Origin of the sequence: Novosphingobium sp. CCH12-A3, from assembly GCF_001556015.1 — a bacterium.
Taxonomy (GTDB): Bacteria; Pseudomonadota; Alphaproteobacteria; order Sphingomonadales; family Sphingomonadaceae; genus Novosphingobium; species Novosphingobium subterraneum.
Genome location: NZ_LSIA01000088.1, coordinates 1 through 15,052 on the forward strand (window position 1 = coordinate 1; position 15,052 = coordinate 15,052).

The 15,052-nt window shown below is 63.4% G+C and carries 15 protein-coding genes; 8 read left to right on the plus strand and 7 right to left on the minus strand.

Annotated elements, in window-relative coordinates; genetic code table 11:
- On the plus strand, positions 1-309 hold a 309-nt coding region (locus AX703_RS28240; RefSeq protein ID WP_231735409.1), incomplete at its 5' end, for a hypothetical protein.
- Between the two features lie 556 nt (positions 310-865).
- Here the strand turns inward: AX703_RS28240 and AX703_RS06740 are convergent.
- The 5 genes from AX703_RS06740 to AX703_RS06760 all read right to left on the minus strand — a co-directional run bounded on the left by AX703_RS06740 (position 866) and on the right by AX703_RS06760 (position 3,981).
- A complete protein-coding gene (locus tag AX703_RS06740) occupies positions 866-1,183 on the minus strand; it encodes a type II toxin-antitoxin system RelE/ParE family toxin (protein ID WP_062343382.1) in 318 nt (105 codons plus the stop codon).
- Positions 1,184-1,186: 3 nt separating this feature from the next.
- Positions 1,187-1,465, minus strand: coding sequence for a type II toxin-antitoxin system ParD family antitoxin (locus AX703_RS06745; protein WP_062343383.1), 279 nt, complete (start codon positions 1,463-1,465; stop codon positions 1,187-1,189).
- A gap of 92 nt (positions 1,466-1,557) precedes the next feature.
- Complete coding sequence (locus tag AX703_RS06750; protein WP_062343401.1) at positions 1,558-2,025, minus strand: DUF1810 domain-containing protein; 468 nt, start codon at positions 2,023-2,025, stop codon at positions 1,558-1,560.
- A 32-nt stretch (positions 2,026-2,057) separates the two neighbouring features.
- The gene (locus tag AX703_RS06755; protein ID WP_231735410.1) at positions 2,058-3,032 is read right to left on the minus strand and encodes a 3'-5' exonuclease; all 975 of its coding nucleotides are present in this window, start codon (positions 3,030-3,032) and stop codon (positions 2,058-2,060) included.
- A gap of 37 nt (positions 3,033-3,069) precedes the next feature.
- On the minus strand, positions 3,070-3,981 hold the full coding sequence (locus AX703_RS06760) for a HEPN domain-containing protein (RefSeq protein ID WP_062343402.1): 912 nt from the start codon (positions 3,979-3,981) through the stop codon (positions 3,070-3,072).
- Between the two features lie 283 nt (positions 3,982-4,264).
- Here AX703_RS06760 and AX703_RS06765 point away from each other — a divergent pair, with 283 nt between their 5' ends.
- From AX703_RS06765 to AX703_RS06790, 7 genes are all read left to right on the plus strand, one after another.
- A complete protein-coding gene (locus AX703_RS06765; protein ID WP_062343385.1) occupies positions 4,265-5,032 on the plus strand; it encodes a LuxR family transcriptional regulator in 768 nt (255 codons plus the stop codon).
- Positions 5,033-5,091: 59 nt separating this feature from the next.
- On the plus strand, positions 5,092-5,706 hold the full coding sequence (locus AX703_RS06770; protein ID WP_062343386.1) for an acyl-homoserine-lactone synthase: 615 nt from the start codon (positions 5,092-5,094) through the stop codon (positions 5,704-5,706).
- A 16-nt stretch (positions 5,707-5,722) separates the two neighbouring features.
- Positions 5,723-6,610 carry a phytanoyl-CoA dioxygenase family protein gene (locus AX703_RS06775; protein ID WP_062343387.1) on the plus strand — a complete coding sequence of 296 codons (888 nt, stop codon included), beginning with the start codon at positions 5,723-5,725 and terminating at the stop codon, positions 6,608-6,610.
- Positions 6,607-7,209: a GntR family transcriptional regulator gene (locus tag AX703_RS06780; RefSeq protein ID WP_062343388.1), complete on the plus strand. Its 603-nt coding sequence runs from the start codon at positions 6,607-6,609 to the stop codon at positions 7,207-7,209. Before AX703_RS06775 ends, AX703_RS06780 begins: the two co-directional genes overlap by 4 nt.
- 116 nt (positions 7,210-7,325) lie before the next feature.
- Positions 7,326-7,457 (plus strand): benenodin family lasso peptide, encoded by a 132-nt coding sequence (locus tag AX703_RS27270; RefSeq protein ID WP_156451947.1) that lies wholly within the window; start codon positions 7,326-7,328, stop codon positions 7,455-7,457.
- Positions 7,458-7,517: 60 nt separating this feature from the next.
- The gene (locus AX703_RS06785) at positions 7,518-8,192 is read left to right on the plus strand and encodes a lasso peptide biosynthesis B2 protein (protein ID WP_062343389.1); all 675 of its coding nucleotides are present in this window, start codon (positions 7,518-7,520) and stop codon (positions 8,190-8,192) included.
- On the plus strand, positions 8,189-9,907 hold the full coding sequence (locus tag AX703_RS06790; RefSeq protein ID WP_062343390.1) for an asparagine synthase C-terminal domain-containing protein: 1,719 nt from the start codon (positions 8,189-8,191) through the stop codon (positions 9,905-9,907). The genes AX703_RS06785 and AX703_RS06790 overlap by 4 nt, the downstream gene beginning before the upstream one ends.
- Here AX703_RS06790 and AX703_RS06795 read toward each other — a convergent pair.
- Together AX703_RS06795 and AX703_RS06800 are read right to left on the minus strand one after the other, a co-directional pair.
- Positions 9,844-11,913: an Atxe2 family lasso peptide isopeptidase gene (locus tag AX703_RS06795; protein WP_197423634.1), complete on the minus strand. Its 2,070-nt coding sequence runs from the start codon at positions 11,911-11,913 to the stop codon at positions 9,844-9,846. The genes AX703_RS06790 and AX703_RS06795 overlap by 64 nt on opposite strands.
- The gene (locus tag AX703_RS06800; RefSeq protein WP_082734461.1) at positions 11,913-14,849 is read right to left on the minus strand and encodes a TonB-dependent receptor; all 2,937 of its coding nucleotides are present in this window, start codon (positions 14,847-14,849) and stop codon (positions 11,913-11,915) included. The genes AX703_RS06795 and AX703_RS06800 overlap by 1 nt, the downstream gene beginning before the upstream one ends.
- Between the last annotated feature and the right edge of the window lie 203 nt (positions 14,850-15,052).

Here is a 15,052-nt window from a genome sequence, read left to right on the forward strand (position 1 = left end):
ACATCCTTCACACCGCGTCACTCAACCGAACAGGTGCGCGGAATTTCGCGCTTACCGATGTCCCGCTGTGGGTACAAGCCATGCTCGGAGGCTCAAGTTCTTGCCCCCCCTTTGGCCTATTGGAGAATGCAGATGCGCGCTTTGACAGAATTCTACCTCGAACGCGTGGCACAATGCGCCGATGAGGCGAAAACGAGTGGCCTTGCCAATCAACGGACTAAATTCCTGCACGCCGAGGCCGCCTGGCAAGCTCTGGCCAACCGCAGCGCCCGCAATGAACGGGTGCAAGCGGAACGTGAGCTAGTTTGACTGCGTTCGCTGCACTGTTGCGGCGGAAGACATGGCTTCGCGATCGGAAGCCTTGAGTGCTTGGGTGCGCAGGTGGTCAAAATTCCCGGTGGAGACTTTGTAGGTCACGTCGCAGCTTGTGTACGCAGCTTCCCTGCATTTACGCCAAGGCGGGCGTCTCAAGCCACTCGGCGCTGGTTGCCCTGTTCCTCAATGACTTGATCGATCCAACGTTGATCCAATCGCGGGAGAAGACACCGTGAGGGAACATCACGAGTGCCGCGCCTGACCGGCAAACCTTGGCTGGGAGCTACTAGTTGATCCCGGCTGGCGAATGTCCGCTATCCCGCTTCCACAGGTGCCGCCTTTCCGGTCAGTCCGCAGACCCGGCCCTTGTAGGGGTAGCTTACCCCGTTCCACGGATGACGGGTTTTGGCGTAGCCAGTCCTTCACGCAAGCGACGCTGAAAGGCAGATTTGTCCCATTTCCAGATGCTCCCGGTATCAGACCGAAGGGGGGCATAGTGCTCCGATGAGGGAGCTGAGGCTTCAGAACGCCTGACAACAAAGCGGTCCGGCTAGCATTCTGAATCTTCGACGTTCCAAATCGCCGCGAGATCTTGCCCGCCGTAGTAGATGCCCAGGATTGCGACCTGATCAGTATCGACCGAATAGGCGATGGTGACCCTTCGACGAAACGGAATCGTGCGGAGGCCTGGACGAACATCATCACGCGGCGTGCCGCGCTTCGGGAACACTTCAAGTCGTTCGCAGTGTTCCACGATCGCACTCGTGAAGCGTTCGGCTATCTCAGGTCCCGCCTCCTGAGCGACATAGCGGTACAGCGCGACTAGTTGGGCTTCGGCGGTGGGCGCGAACACGACATGGTGCGACATTGCTCAACGGGCTTTACTGACACTGCCATGCTCAGCCGCCAATTTAGCCTTCACGTCGCTGATCGATCGTGCACTCGCAGGATCAACCTGTAGTTGATCATAGACAGGTGCGATTTCATTTCGCAACCATGACTCGATTGCCTTCTCTCGCGCTTGTAGTGCGCGAAGGCCATCGCGGATGACTTCGCTTTCGCTGGCATATTCTCCCGAGGCGACCTTCGCACGCACCTGCGCAGCCATCTCGATCGGAAGCGTAACGCTGAATTGCTGTGTCGTTCGCATCGAAGAGTCCTCGCATTATCGAGTAGGATTTAATCCTATTCGCATCATGATTCAAGGCGTTGACATCGCTGGGTCCCGAAGCACGCGAGGGTTCAGGTGACAGGCCCAACATCCTTGGCCGCGCCAACAGACGTTGCGATAGACGCCAGGATCTCGGCTGTTCGCACATCCCTCGCCCCCTTGTACCAGCGTTCAAGAGCGGCAGAAAACAACCGCTGGTCGGGATCGGCCACAGCAAACAATGTCAGCGACGACCGAACCTTGGCCGCATCGACCGTACCGAACACCACTTCAGGATCGGACATCGGCAAATCCTGCAGTGCGGCCACGCATTCCAGCAGCCGCTTCCCCAGGATGGGATGCGCGAGATAGGCTTTGGCTTCGTCGAGCGACCGGATAGCAAAGCGTTGCGCCATCCCGCTGCGGCCCAGCCCAGCGACTTGCGGGAAAATGTACCAGATCCAGTGCGTCTGCTTCCGGCCTCTGGCAATTTCGCTGAGCGCACCTTGGTAGGTGTCGCGCTGCGCGTCGACAAAACGCTCGAGGTTGTAGTCCACCATTCCCTGTCCATTCAGCAGTGGGCCCGATCCCATCATGCCCCCCTGTAGCGGTCACACGCCGATACCGCATGAAAAGCTGGTTCTCCATACCCGGTATAGACACCGGATTTGAGCCAGGCCTCTTCGGCATCCCGCTCGCTTTCGGGGATCTCCTTCGACCAGAAGCGCAGAACCGGATCCCAGCGATATCCGCGCGCCTTGAGACGTTCCTTGCTGTCGAACGGCGCATCCACGGCGTTGACCCGAAAACTGGGCCGGCTCGATGCCGCCATCAGATGCGACATCACCGTACGCCCATCTGGTACATCGTGCGCGAGCAGATAGATGAGCGCGAGAATATCGGCTTCTGCCCGGTGCCCCTCGTAAAACCAGCCACATTGGGACACCAAGTGGGCGACCGCCCGTCCATCAAACCCGAGCTCGAGCCAATTGGGCTCAGCCATCGAGCAGGCCCATGCCTTGCCGGCGATTGCCGGAAGGCGCTTGTCGACAAAAGGGCGGTCAAACGCAGCGTTGTGGGCTACGATCAGATCGGCCGAGGACAGGATTTCGAGCGCGGTTTCGTCTTCAATGACCTGCCCCTTGAGCACATCGTCGGTCAGACCGGTTAGTCTGGTGATGAGCGGATCCAGTGCGCGTTCGGGGTCTTCGCGCCAGACGCGCGGCTGCCCCACCTGCACAATCCGCCCTTCGGGGTCGTAGCGAAATCGCTGGACCGCCAGTTCAATGATCTTGTCGGATGCACAATCAAGGCCGGTGGTTTCAACATCGATCGCGACGCCGACAGCGCTTTGCATGCCAGGCTTGGGCTCATGAAAGCCGGCAACGGGCCTCAGTTTGCGCAGGATCCGATAGTCTTGGCTAGTCTTGAGGAACCTCGCAGCTCGCTCCAGCGTGGCAGGATCAGGTAAGCACATGGGCTTGCTCGATAGCTTGAAGGGAACAGGGGAAGAAGACCGGGAGACAACGAGTAGCGTGGCTGGCGCCACGTCGGGGGGCTCGAGCACTGCGAATAGCATATCCTGACCGAGCGAGTGGCGCGCGTCAGGCCGCCTTCTCGAGATCCTCGATCCGCGCTTCGCATGCCGCGCGTACCGCTTCCTGCAACGCCGCGACGCGCCCGGCGATCCAGGCAAGTTCGTCGTGCGTGATGTAATACGATGAGGAATAACGGGCCTTGATGTAGGCATCGCGCAGGAGCGAGTAGCAGCGACGCTCCGCACGGGTGGCCCGCGGCCACACCGATTTCAGGTTGGGCTCCATCTCTTCCGCCAAATCGCGCAGGCGATTGAGGTTGTGAGATTTCGGACTCCACAAAGTACGAACCAGGAACAGGCAGTGATAGAACCTCTCGACCGCCTGGTGGAAAAGGAATGCAGCCTCCTTGCTCCACCCTCTCTCCAGATTCTCATTCGCATTTATCAGGAACCGCTCTGCACTTTCGAACCACTCTTCGAAATATTCCTGCGTCTCGCGCAGAGCTTGCTCCGGCGACAGCGGCAGCGGCTCAACGAAAGAAGCCCCTGGCTCCTCGAACAGCACGATGCCGTCCTTGAGGATGTCCATGAAGAAATACCGGCCAAGCCGGAGCTTGTCGTTCACGTCGTCCAGCGCGTGGTAAATCAAGCTGACTGGCGTGCGCAGGGGCGTGCCTGCAGCGAGGTCAGACAGCAGACGACTTTCGGTCTTGTCCCAGAACTCGGCGACGTCGGTCAGTTCCTCGCGATCGACGACCACCAGCAGATCGTAATCGGAAAAATAGCGCCCGACCGGATCCTCGACCCAATCGCCGCGCGCGTAGCTGCCGAACAGGATGATCTTGAGGAGCTTGCCCCCACGAAATCGCGCCTGCGTCCGGCGTGTGGTCGCGGCCTCGAAGCCTGAGCGAATGACCTCGACAACATAGGCCAGTTCCCTGGCCTTGGCTTCCGGCAGATGGTCGATCGACGAGCGCATGACAGTCAGATTCGCCGGTTTGGTCGCCGATGCCAAGCAAAAACTCCGACCTGCCACTCCATCAAGAGTCGTGGCAGAACTGCCTCACCCCCGCTGAATCCTCACCAAATCAGCGGTATTTTGCATTGCAGCACAATCGTGGTGTGTTAGAAATATTCCAGCAACACTTGGGCGATTTCGAAGGCCTGGGAACCGCAGGGGCCGTCCAGCAGACACGGAAAGGGCGATCGACAGGGACCGCGCAGATTGAAGATGCTCCTGTGCGATCGTGGCTGCGGCATCAATGCAGGAAACCGCGAATGCGCTACTCGATCTCGTTGAAGGTGTAAGCAGCCGGGAAGAACTCGGCGGTGTCATGAGCGAAGTGTGCAGAGTTCTGGGATTCCAGTATTTTGCACTAACCCATCATGTTGATCTCTTAAGAGCTGGCGACCGCGCCATCAGGCTGCACAATTATCCTGAACACTGGGCCGAGCGCTATGACAGCCGGACCCTGTCGCTCACGGATCCGGTCCATCGCGCGAGCCAGGTTACAGCCTTCGGATTTCTGTGGTCCAAGATGCGTAACCTCATCCCTCTCAACCGAACCGACCTCGCCATCCTCGAGGAGGGCCGTAGCCAGGGCTTTGATGAAGGTTACACTGTGCCGGTCAATGTTCCGGGCGAGGCATGTGGCTCCTGCACATTCGTCAACGGCATTGGCAAAGCGGTCGAAGCGGATGCGTTGCCCTTCGCCCAGTTGCTCGGCACCAAGGCTTTCGAAGTTGCGCGCCGGCTGTGGCTACCACGTACCCTTCCGGTGGAAGCCCTGCGCCCGACATTGACCGATCGCCAGCGCGACTGCGTGCTGTGGGCCGCTCGAGGCAAGACCGACTGGGAAATCTCCAGAATTCTTGGCATCTCTGAAGAGACAGTCGCCCGTCACATCCGCCTGGCGTGCGATCGGTACGGCGTCACCAAACGCGTTGCCCTTGCATTCTGTGCCGTGAGCGAGCGAATCATCACCATTCATGACGTCGGCCCGTGGGTCTATAACCCTTTCCCGGCATAGCCCGGTCACCCCGTTTGACGTGATCCTGCTCCTGACCAGAACGGTCAAGGAGCACCCATATGCTGAACATCCTCACGCCCGGCTGCGAGCCGGACGCAGACGTCATGCGCGCCATGTTCGCCGCGCGCAAATCGGTCTTTGTCGATCTGCTCAAATGGGACGTGCCGGTTATCGAAGGTCGGTACGAGGTCGACCAGTTCGACACCGTCGATGCCCGCTATCTGGTACTCACCGACCCCGAGGGCAATCACCTCGCCTCGACGCGGCTGTTAACGACAGCGCGTGAAGGCGTTCTCTCAGGGCTCTTCCGCAAGCTGTGCGATGGACCGGTTCCGTCAGCGCCCGACATCATGGAGATCACCCGCTTCTGTCTCGACCGGCGCCTGAAGGCGACCGAGCGGCGTCAGGCCCGGGATGCTCTGGTGCTGGCGCTCGTCGACTACGCGCTCGCCAATGGCATCAGCACCTACCTTGCGGTCGCGGAGCTGGGATGGCTTCGCCAGATCGTGGATTTCGGATGGGATTGCCGACCACTGGGCCCGCTCGGCCAGATGAAGGGTGAGCGTCTCGCGGCGGTGAGCATCCTGATCGATGCCGACACGCCTGCGCGCCTCTTTGCAGGTGGGATCAGGGCCACGGGCCTTCCCAGCATTCCCACAAGCCTTGCTGCGTGAAAGGGGAAGACAGACGATGAATGCTCTCTTCTCCGCGATCGCCACAGCGCAGGTCGAGCGCCACGTGCAGGACCTGACGACCCGTGGTTTCACGATCATCCGGGGCGCGATGCCGCCCCGCGCGATCCGCGCGCTGGACAAGGACCTCGAGGAACCGTTCGAGCACACGCCGTTCGGCATAGGTCCATTTTACGGAGGCACGACCAAACGGTTCGGGCGACTCCTGATCCGCTCGCCACATGCACGCGCCTTGGTCTGCCACCGGCTGATCCTGTCCATCGTCGAGCGCGTGCTCTCGCCGTGGTGCGATCGCATCCAGCTCAACACCACGCAGGCGATCGCGGTCCATCCGGGGGCACCAGCGCAGTTGCCCCACCGTGACCAGGACATGTGGCGTGGACCGGTCGGCGAGATCGAGTACCTCGTCAACGTGATGTGGCCGCTGACGCCCTTCACGTCAGAGAATGGCGCGACCCGGCTGTGGGAAGGCAGCCACGGGCCCGAGGCACTCAAAGCGGGAACCGAAGCAACCGAGACGGTTGGGGAAATGGCACCTGGTGCGGCGCTGCTGTTCCTTGGCTCGACGCTCCATGGCGCAGGCGCCAATCTCACCGACACAGTGCGACGCGGAGTGGTCGTCGGCTATTCGCTGGGCTGGCTCAAGCCTTACGAGAACCAGTGGCTGGCCTACCCGCCCGAGATCGCGCGGCACTTCGATCCCGAGCTCGCCGCGCTCATCGGTTACTGCCAGCATCGGCCCAACCTTGGCAATTTCGAGGGCCAATGTCCGTCCGTACTGCTCGGCAAATATGGCGGTGGCCCGTTGGGCGCGATCGACGCATTGAGGCCCGACCAGGTTGCAGCGGCCCAGGCCTTTGCCGGGGACCGACAGGCAGCCGCATGAACGCCGGGCCGACTGCGACGAGAATCTACGACGCCTTGCGCGCGCTCGTTCTGGCGCACGACTTCCGTCCCGGCGACCGGCTCGATGCGGCGTTACTGGCAGAACGGCTTGGTTCGAGCGTCACACCGGTGCGCGATGCGCTCAACATGCTCACGGGGGAAGGGCTTGTCGAAACGCGCCGCGCGGGCGGGTTCTACCTGCCGCCGCTTGACGAGCCGGCATTGAAGGACATGTACGCCTGGGAAGCGCAAATCCTGCGACTTGCTCTGAAGGAGGCGGATCTGGTCCCCACCGATCCGCCCGCAGACCGCCGCAGCCGCTATTACGCCGAACGCGTAGCGGATCTGGTCGGTGCCGTGGCAGGGCGTTCGGTCAATGGTGAACATGCGCGTGCGAGTCTCAGGCTCGCCGCACGCCTCCATGTCGTCAGAACGCTCGAAGAGACGGTGATTGACGATGCAGCAGCAGAGCTGGCCCGCGTCGAACACGCGCTGGATCTCGCTGACCGGGCCAGCCTGCGCCGGTTGTGGAATGCTTGGGTTAACCGCCGGATTGGTGCTGCAGCCAGGTTGGTGCGTGCAGCGTACCGCGGGCGTTGACCAATTGCCCGCCAACAATCGACATATCGGTGCCGTATAAAATTCGGATTGAGCGGTCGGCTGCGTAGCCTGAACTTCGCCGCGATTGTGCGGCGCCAAGTGAAGGAGTGACAGCCATGGAACGCAAGATCGAACAGATCGACGACGTCGAAGACCTCGGTGTCGCCAGCACCGAGACCCTCGGCGCCCCGGGCAACCAGCTCGAATTCGGGGTGATCGCGCGCCCGCTGGGCCTCGAAGCCGAGTAAGCCTTCGGCAGGCGTGCCCGGCCTCAGGTCGGGCGCGCCTGTTGCGGCCCGCCTGCTGCCATGACCTCGCTCCCCCCTGCCCCCCAGGTTCGCCTTGCCGACGGGATCGGTCTTGCCCGCTTTGCGAACTTCGTGATCCTTCTCGATGTGCCGTGCGACCGCTACACCAGGTTCGGCGGAAACGCGGCCGTGACGCTGGCGGCCATCGCCGACGGACGAGCGCTGGGGCGCGATGTCGAGGGTGTGGCAGCGTTGGAACGTGCAGGCATCGTGACTGCGGAACCGCAGCTTAGCAGCTACTTTCTCAATCCGCGCGAAGTTCCGCAGGCGACGTCCAGCGTGCTGGAAGGAGGCGAGAGCCCGCCCGAGTTGAACTGGCATGATCTCGAGATCGTCTTCGCCTGCGCGAAAAGCAGGCTGGACCTGCGGCGCAAGTCCCTCGCGCAAGTGTTGCGGCACGTGCCCGCCCCTGCCCCGAGGCGCAGAACGGGAGACATTGGCAAATTGGCCCGCGACTTCGATGCCGGACGGCGGCTCGCGCCATTTGCGCCGTGCTGCCTGCCGGACGCGCTGGCGTTCACACGCTATGCGCGACAGCGAGGCCACGACGTGCGCCTCGTCTTCGGGGTAAAGTGCCATCCCTTCGAAGCGCATTGCTGGGCGCAGTTGGACAGTGTCGTCCTGACTGATCCGCTCGAGCGGATCGTGCGCTTTCAGCCGATCCTCGCGCTATGAGCCCAGAACGTTACCTGCTGTTGGTCGGGGCAGGACAGTCGCCTGATCCGGTGGCCCATGCGGAAGCGCATCTGGCGCCGACCGATTTCCAGCGCCATGATATCGGGGCCGAAATCACCCTGTTTGCGCCGTCCGCCCTTCCCGTCCTCAGACACGACAGGTACGTGGTGATCGGACAAATCGTGGGCGCCTCCTCTGCCCTGCTCTCCGATTGCTGCCGGCCAGAGCAGCTCATCGAACATGCCTGGGGCAACTATATCGCGATTGGGCTGGGCGTCGACGGTGCGCCAGACTGGATACTCCGCGCGCCGCTGGGTCATCTTCCCGCCTACCGCACGAACGCAAATGGCACCGAGATCATCGGTTCGCATGCCGGCCTCGTGCTGGGCGCGATCGGCCGGGCCCCAGCGCTCAACTGGGATTTCGTGAAGTACCATCTGGCGTTTGCGCACCTACAGACCCGGCAGACCGGTCTTCTCGGAATCGACGAATTGCTTGGCGGCGAATGCTGGGACCTCACGATGGACGGGCCCTGGCAAAGGCGCACGATCTGGACGCCTTGGCGATGGATAGCACCTGATCGCGAGATCACGGATCCAGTCAAAGCGAGGCAGGCATTGCGGGGTAGCGTCGAGTGCGCGGTCGCGGGGTTGATCCCGCGTGACATGCCATGTCTACTCGAACTGTCCGGAGGGGTGGATTCCTCGATCCTTGCGGCGGCCCTTGCTGCCCATGGCGCGGACGCCCGTGCGGTCACCCTGGTAACTGACGAACGCGAGGGCGACGAGCGCTTCTATGCCCGCGCGGCAGCCACCGCGACCGGATTGCCACTTGCTGAGCTCGCCGTCCCCGATAAGGTCGATCTCGCCATGCCGGCCGCAGTTCGATGCGCGCGTCCGGGCCTGCCCATGACGCTGTCGCTGGCCGACGACCTGCTGGCGCAGAAGGCGCGCACCGAGATCATCGGTGCTTTCGTGAGCGGCGCTGGCGGAGATTGTGTGTTCTGCTCGCCTGGATCGGCCGCTCCTGCCGCTGACGTCCTTCGTCGCTTCGGGATCGGCAAGGCCGCGTGGACTGCCATCGATGCGCTCGCGCGTATCCACCATGCCAGCGCGTGGGAGGTGGCGAAAATGGCTTGGCGGCAGGCCCGCAACGCGACGCCTCCACCCGCATGGCCGCGGACGTCAGGGTACCTCGTCAATGACGCCCTCCCCGAAACCCCACCTGACCATCCCTGGCTCGAAGAGCCTGCCGATGTTCTTCCCGGCAAGCGCAGCCATGTACGCGCGATCCTTGCCGCACTTGCCCATGTCGAGGGTTATGGCCGTCAGGAGGTCGCGCCCTCGCGCTTTCCCTTGCTCAGCCAACCCGTGGTCGAGACGGCGCTGCGCATCCCGACGTGGTTGTGGATCGAGAACGGTCGCGATCGTGCAGTTGCGCGCACGGCATGGAGCGGCATTCTGCCCGCCAACGTGCTAGATCGCCGGACCAAAGGTGGCCTCGACAGCTATGCCATCGCGATGCTCGACCGCAATCGCAACGCCCTGCGCACCTTTCTGCTCGAGGGCCACATTGCCCGCAGCGGATTGCTCGACCGACCCAGGCTCGAAGCCGCGCTCGCGCGTACCGCGCGGCGTGGCGATGCGGAAGTCTATCTGCTCTTTCCCTTGATCGACGCCGAGGCCTGGGCGCGGACCTGGCTTGGCGCGCCATAACCTTGCCAGCGTGCATACTGCCCGGCTTTGGACGGATCCGGATCGACCTCACCCATAAGCCAGAAGCGGAACCAGTCGAGATTGCGGGCATTGGCTGCCAGCTGGTGACGCGGCTGCCACTTGATGTGCATTTCGCCAGGGAAGGCGAAAAGCTCGACCGGCTTGCCTGCCGCCTGGAGCCTTGCCAGCAGTTCGACATTGGGCCGGTATTCCTGCTCGGGCAGTTGCATCAGCAAGGGCGCAGAAATGCGGTCGACGTTGAAGGCGGGCGAACCTTCGCGCCAACCCTTGTGGTCCGTGTCCGGATTGCCGAGGCCCCAGCCCGATTGCAGGATCTTGGGCACTTCGCGGCCTTTCACCGCGTTCAGCCAGTAGTATGTCGGCGTGACCATGACATTGGCGACCGACAGCGCCGCAAGACGGCGAGTGTGCATGGCCAGCCACATCGCCACTTCGCCGCCGAAGCTGACGCCGCCCATGCCGACGCGCGCAGGGTCAATCCGTCCCTCGCCGGCCAGCTCGTCGATGATCGCGCCGATCCCGTCTGCAGCGTCGCGATAAGAATCGGCATTGCCCCCACCCCCAAGCCTGCCGGGCAGGCGGTTGATGCACATCGCGGCAATTCCGCTGCGGGCAAGGTCGCGCAAGGGAAACTCCTCGCCCAGCCCTCCGCGCAGGAAGCCGCTGCAACTGTAGTAGGTGATGAACAGGGGTGCCGGACGGCTCGCCTTCTCAGGCATCGCGAGAAAGCCGGTGAAGGTGCGCCCTTTTGCATCCGCCCACGACAGCGGCGTGAATTGCGGCGCCAGAGGGACGAGATCGCTATTAGGATCAACCAGCATGCGCTGGGTGCCGTCGGCGACACCGACCGCGACAACGCGGGGCGGTTCGTTGGCGCTGGCCGCGACGCAAAGCATCGTGGTGACCGTCGCCGCACATCCCTGTCCCTCATCGCCACCGTTAAGCGCGCCCGTGCCAGTCGCGATCGGCGCAACCGTGTTCGTGCGGACGTCCCAGCGCGACAGGGTTGTGCGACCTGCCCCGTCGCGGGTCTCGAAGACCACGGCATTGTCTGTGCCGAGCCAGCGTACACTGCGGATCGGCGACGTCGTGCAGGCACGATCGTGGCATCGTGCCGCAAACCCGCCATCCGTGCCCTGCACGGCAAGCTCGTATTGCACACCTCGCCCGAGCACGAGCGCGGATCCGCGCGCATCTCCCGAAGCCACACGATCGATGACGAAGCTGTCCCCAAGCTGGTCGAACGCCTTGGCGGGCGGGGCGTAGCTTTGCATCTCGGCGTCACGCGCATCGCGAACCGTTCCCGAAGTGACGTCGAGAACACGCAAGGCCGAGGGCCCGGCTGGAAGGATACCGCCTTGCTCGAACCAGAACCCGCGCAGCCGTCCGCTCGCCCAACGCCCGTCGATCCAGTCGCCGCGGTAAAGTGGTCGTTGCGGATCGACGCTGGCATCGACCAGGGTGCCTTCGTCATGGTCCGCTTGTTCCGCCGCCGCGATATCGGCGCGTGGTGGGCCTTCGCCGAAGACAATGGTGCGCCCCCCGTCGAGGGAGGCAAGGTCGCGCACATTGCCAGGTTCGTGGGTGATCTGCCGCGCATCGCCCCCGTCGGTGTCTGCGCCCCAGACCTGGATCTCACCGTGCTCGAGCTTGCGAAACAGAAGGGTGCGGGAATCGGCGGTCCACACCGGTGGGTTCACGACCAGCGAACCGTTGAGCCACATGGGCTCGCCTGCATCAGCGATGCGCCGAGGCGGCGCGCTGCCATCGATCGGTGCGATGTACCAGGCAAGAGCATAGGCATTGCGCTCGATCGAAGCCTGGGCCTGGCGCCAGACGGCATAGCGACCGTCAGGCGATATTGCAGGACTGTCGATCCGCGTGATCTCGATCATCGCGCGCAAGCTGGCGCCGTCCCCGGCGTGAGCCGGAAGCGGCGCCAGCCCCAGCAGGGCGAGCACAAGGGGAGCTGGAGCCTTGCGCATCACCATGCCTTGACCAGTTGAAGGGCAATCACGCGCCCGGCAGCACTGGCCTGTTCGGGATCGAAACCCGAGGCCGAATAGGGCGTGCGATTGTTGACGTAAGGCGGATCGTGATCGAAAAGGTTGGTCACGCTGAGCGAGAGGCGGGTCCCCTTCATCCAGCCATCGGCGGCACCGAAGGACTTTGCGATCTGCACGTCGAGCGTCGTCCAGCTTGCAACCCTTTCCGAAGGGGTCACCGCCGTATTGGTGTAGCCTGCCGTGTGGTTCACGAAGGCCGCGAAGCTGAAAGTGCCCAGTTGCAGCGCTGCGCGCCCCCGCAAGCGATAGCGCACCGGATTGCCGATCGTGCCGAGCGCCTCGACGCTGGGCGAGCTTGCCGTCACCTGCTGTGAAAGATGGAACAACCAGGTGCCCGATGCACCAAGGTCCACCGATCCGCCGCCAAGCGGCATGCGATACCCGAGGTCGAAGTCGATGCCGTCGAGGTGCGTGCGAGCAAGGTTCGCGTTGCGCGCGTCGATCACGTACGCAACCGACGAGGCCGGAATGCCGAACGGATTGGCAAAGTTGGGATCGGCGTAGAGCGCAGCCAACGTCGCCGCAGAAGGGTTCGCAGTGATCAGCGAAGCGTAGCGCTGGCGCTGGGCGAGGAAGGTGAAGGCATCGACCGCCGGGTTGAATATCCTGTCACGATAGCGGACGTCGAACCAGGTCATGCTGAAGGCAAGCCCCGGCATGGCCAGCGGCCGCAGATCGAAACCAGCGGTCAGGGTCCGCGCGCGTTCAGGACCTATCGCGGGATTGTTGCCGAACAGGGCGACGACATTGCTGGAACCGGTGGGCGACGACGGATCACCAACGGGCAGCGGCACGATCTGGCTGAGACCGGGCCCTTGCCGGGTGTCGAAGAACCCGGGCGCATGGAACGAGGTGCCATAGACACCGCGCAAGGCAAGGCCCTCGACCGGCTCCCAGGTCACGCCAACCTTGGGGTTGGTCGTGGTCCCGAAGTCGGAATAGCGCTCGATCCGTCCTGCGACCGACAGGTCGAGACGGTGAACGCCGGCGATCCCCTGTTCGGGGCCAATGATGGGGGCGAGGAGTTCGGCGTAGCCGGCAAAGACATGACGCGAAAGCGGGTAACCATCGCTGCCGCTGGCAATCGGCGTTACGCTGAAATCGTCATAGACTTCCGAGGATCCGAAGGCTTCGGCGCGATACTCGGCCCCCAACGCGAGGCGGAGCGCGCCGCCGGGCAGCGAGAGCAGCGGACCATCGAATTTGAAGCCTGCGGTAACCTGGCGCGAACGCTGGAACTGCAGCGTCGATCCGCGCACCTTGGCGATCGTGACCGCACTCGTGTGCGAACCATCGCCGAACACGTTGAACGCAGTGGCTGGATCGCTGTCGGCCAGCGCCAGTGCAAGCCGCGTGCTGTTGACCTCGTTGGTGGTCAGCAATCGGTCGTGCTCGGAAGAATAGCTGCCGTAAGCTTCGGCCACCCAGGCTCCGAGCTTTGCCTCGAGCGAAGCAGTGGTGGCCCAGTTGGTCACGTGCGCCTCATTGACCGGCACTCCGAGATCTTCCCGGAAATCGTAGGTCACGCTCACCGGCTGTCCGGTGCCGATCGGATCGACGTAGAACGGATTGGTGACGGGCACGATAACCGGCGAATTGAGCGCAAAATAACGCTGCGAGGAGGCGCGGTTGGCGTAGAATCCCGAAATCCGCAGGGTGATCGCGGGCGTGATGTCCTGCTCGAGCGCGGCGACGGCGGCGTGACGCCGGGTCCGGGGCAGGAGATCGGTCTGGGTGCGACCATCGCCAAGGTTGGCGACGCCCGCGATGAGGTCCGAAGTGGTCAGGTTGCGACCATCCTGGCCCTTCGGGATGCCATAGACGCTGCCATCGGCCGCGGTGATCGTACCGGGATTGGCATAAGCCTGCCGATAGTCCGGACCGCCGTAGCGGCGCAGGTCTTCGGTAGCATAGGCGCGGTCTTCCGATCCGAGCCGACCGCGCTCGTAGTATTCGTAGGCCGCCATCAGGTGGCCGGTGCTCCACTTGCGCCCGAAGAGCTGGCTTGCCCGGAATTCGGTGTAGCCGTCGGCCATGCCGGTACGCAGGCTGGTTTCTGCGCCCTCGAACGCACGGCGCAGGCGCACGTTGACCACGCCTGCAACCGCATCGGAGCCATAGATGGCCGAGGCGCCATCGGCGAGGACCTCGATCCGCTCGATCGCGCTGGTCGGAATCAGCGAGAGGTCGACAAAAGTGCCCCCTCCCCCGCCGAGCGCAAGCCGATTGCCGTCGATAAGCGTCAGGGTTGAAGTCGTACCGAGGCCGCGCAAGTTGACGCTCGCGCCATAGCCGATGTTGCTGCCCGCATTGTTGCGCTGCGTGAAGCCGACAGTGCCTTCATTGGCGCCGCCCCCGAAATTCTGCGGGATCGTGGCCATGACCGCCTGCGTGGTGGCGAGGCCGCTCTGTTCGATCATGGTGCGATCGAGGGCAATGACGTGGGCGCCCGCGGGAGCCTGTCCGCGAATGCGTGTGCCCGTCACGATGATTTCGGGGGCCTGGGGTGGCACCCCCTCCCCCACCGGACCTGCATGCGCAGGCCGGATTACATAGCCATCGCCCACGGGGACGCTTTCGAGGTCGGTGCCTGCCAGGAGCAGCGACAGTGCCTCGCCAAGCGTCAGCATGCCGCGCACTTGCGGCGCAGGTCGCGATCCGATGACAGCGGCATCGGCCAGAACGGTTTGGCCCGATGCGAGCGCGAGACCGCGCAGGGCTTCGGCCAGAGGCTGCGCCGGCAGATCGAGGGAAATCCGGCGGTCTTCGCGCGCGCTTGCGGCGTGGGGTGCGATCAGAACCGTTGCCGCCATCAGCGCAGCAACGATCGAACGGGAACAGGTCATGGACGTCATGGTTCGTACCTCCCTGGCGCCTCGAAAGGGCGCTCATGGCCGTGGAGACGCCGCGGAACGGGAACACCCGACAGAAATTTTCGAAAGGATCGGTGCGTCGCGCCTGGCGCTGGCGAAGTGCGCGGCATGAGGCCGGCTCAGGCGAGCCGGAGACTCTAGGATAGGAAAGCCCTTAACCCCGCGCACTGGCGCGGTTCCCCCTC

Excerpts from the sequence above, each read along its gene's own strand:
- AX703_RS06740 (WP_062343382.1), bottom strand. The coding sequence starts at position 1,183 with ATGTCGCACCATGTCGTGTTCGCGCCCACCGCCGAAGCCCAACTAGTC.
- AX703_RS27270 (WP_156451947.1), top strand. The coding sequence starts at position 7,326 with ATGGAACGCAAGATCGAACAGATCGACGACGTCGAAGACCTCGGTGTC.
- AX703_RS06745 (WP_062343383.1), bottom strand. The coding sequence starts at position 1,465 with ATGCGAACGACACAGCAATTCAGCGTTACGCTTCCGATCGAGATGGCT.
- AX703_RS06760 (WP_062343402.1), bottom strand. The coding sequence starts at position 3,981 with ATGCGCTCGTCGATCGACCATCTGCCGGAAGCCAAGGCCAGGGAACTG.
- AX703_RS06770 (WP_062343386.1), top strand. The coding sequence starts at position 5,092 with ATGCTGAACATCCTCACGCCCGGCTGCGAGCCGGACGCAGACGTCATG.
- AX703_RS06775 (WP_062343387.1), top strand. The coding sequence starts at position 5,723 with ATGAATGCTCTCTTCTCCGCGATCGCCACAGCGCAGGTCGAGCGCCAC.
- AX703_RS06800 (WP_082734461.1), bottom strand. The coding sequence starts at position 14,849 with ATGACGTCCATGACCTGTTCCCGTTCGATCGTTGCTGCGCTGATGGCG.
- AX703_RS06795 (WP_197423634.1), bottom strand. The coding sequence starts at position 11,913 with ATGCGCAAGGCTCCAGCTCCCCTTGTGCTCGCCCTGCTGGGGCTGGCG.
- AX703_RS06780 (WP_062343388.1), top strand. The coding sequence starts at position 6,607 with ATGAACGCCGGGCCGACTGCGACGAGAATCTACGACGCCTTGCGCGCG.
- AX703_RS06790 (WP_062343390.1), top strand. The coding sequence starts at position 8,189 with ATGAGCCCAGAACGTTACCTGCTGTTGGTCGGGGCAGGACAGTCGCCT.
- AX703_RS06785 (WP_062343389.1), top strand. The coding sequence starts at position 7,518 with ATGACCTCGCTCCCCCCTGCCCCCCAGGTTCGCCTTGCCGACGGGATC.
- AX703_RS06750 (WP_062343401.1), bottom strand. The coding sequence starts at position 2,025 with ATGGTGGACTACAACCTCGAGCGTTTTGTCGACGCGCAGCGCGACACC.
- AX703_RS06765 (WP_062343385.1), top strand. The coding sequence starts at position 4,265 with ATGCAGGAAACCGCGAATGCGCTACTCGATCTCGTTGAAGGTGTAAGC.